At 35.5% G+C, this 1,507-nt stretch carries 1 protein-coding gene; it reads left to right on the top strand.

Features of this window, described 5'->3' with window-relative positions:
* Positions 1-37: 37 nt before the first annotated feature.
* The gene (locus tag AB3X49_RS22800) at positions 38-1,390 is read left to right on the top strand and encodes a DEAD/DEAH box helicase (protein WP_367964919.1); all 1,353 of its coding nucleotides are present in this window, start codon (positions 38-40) and stop codon (positions 1,388-1,390) included.
* The last annotated feature ends 117 nt before the right edge of the window (positions 1,391-1,507 follow it).

Raw genomic sequence — 1,507 nt, 5'->3', positions numbered from 1 at the left:
GTACAATGAAAGCTAATGTGAAAAATAAGGAAAAGAAGTGGTCTATTTGAAAAACTTTTTAGAATTAGGAATTAGTGAAACTTTTAATCATACATTACGTGAAAATGGAATTACAGAAGCAACACCGATTCAGGAGAAGGCAATTCCTGTTATTATGTCAGGTAAAGATGTTATTGGGCAGGCGAAAACAGGAACGGGTAAAACGTTAGCATTCGTGTTACCGATTTTAGAAAAAATCGATCCAGAGTCTAGTGATGTTCAGGCTTTAATTGTTGCACCAACAAGGGAACTAGCACTGCAAATTACAACTGAAATTAAAAAAATGCTTGTTCAAAGAGAAGATATTAATGTACTAGCGATATATGGCGGACAAGATGTAGCACAACAATTGAGAAAATTAAAAGGTAATACACATATTGTTGTAGCGACACCAGGACGATTATTAGATCATATACGACGTGAAACAATTGATTTAAGTAATCTTTCAACGATTGTACTAGATGAAGCAGATCAAATGCTTTATTTCGGATTCTTATATGATATTGAAGATATTTTAGATGAGACACCTGATAGTAAACAAACGATGTTATTCTCAGCAACGATGCCAAAAGATATTAAAAAATTGGCGAAACGTTATATGGAAGAGCCGCAAATGATTCAAGTACAAAGTGAAGAAGTAACGGTAGATACAATTGAGCAGCGTGTCATTGAGACGACAGATCGTGCAAAGCCAGATGCACTTCGTTTTGTTATGGATCGTGATCAGCCATTTTTAGCAGTTATTTTCTGTCGTACAAAGGTTAGAGTAAGTAAGCTGTATGATAATTTAAAAGGACTAGGTTATAATTGTGCTGAACTTCATGGTGATATACCTCAAGCGAAACGTGAAAGAGTCATGAAGAGTTTCCGCGAAGCTAAAATTCAGTACTTAATTGCGACTGATGTAGCAGCTCGTGGACTTGATGTAGATGGTGTAACGCACGTATTTAATTTTGATATCCCTGAAGATGTAGAAAGTTATATTCACCGCATTGGCCGAACAGGACGTGCAGGTGGATCAGGTCTTGCAATTACGTTCGTTGCAGCGAAAGATGAAAAACATTTAGAAGAAATTGAAAAAACGCTTGGTGCACCAATACAAAGACAAATAATCGAACAACCGATGATAAAAAATGTAGATGAAAATGGAAAACCGGTACAAAAGCCGGCTCCAAAGAAATCAGGTCAATATCGTCAAAGAGATAGCCGTGAAGGTTCAAGAAGTGGTTCAAAAGGTGGTCCAAGAAACGATTCAAGAAATAGTTCGAGAAATGATAACAACCGATCATTTAATAAGCCAAGTAATAAAAAAAGTAGTACAAAGCAAGGTCAGCAAAGACGTGGTCGTTAAATAGTTATAATTTTAAAAGAGGCGCAAATAATTGCGGCTCTTTTTTATTTTTATACAATGAAGTTGTTTGAAAGGTAATGAGATTTTCTAAAAAACACGAGTCCTGTTATTTAATAA

Origin of the sequence: Bacillus sp. C30, assembly GCF_040838255.1 — a bacterium.
Classification (GTDB): domain Bacteria; phylum Bacillota; class Bacilli; order Bacillales; family Bacillaceae_G; genus Bacillus_A; species Bacillus_A mycoides.
Note: the sequence above shows the minus strand (reverse complement) of the source record. Positions and strands in the feature narration are given on the sequence as shown.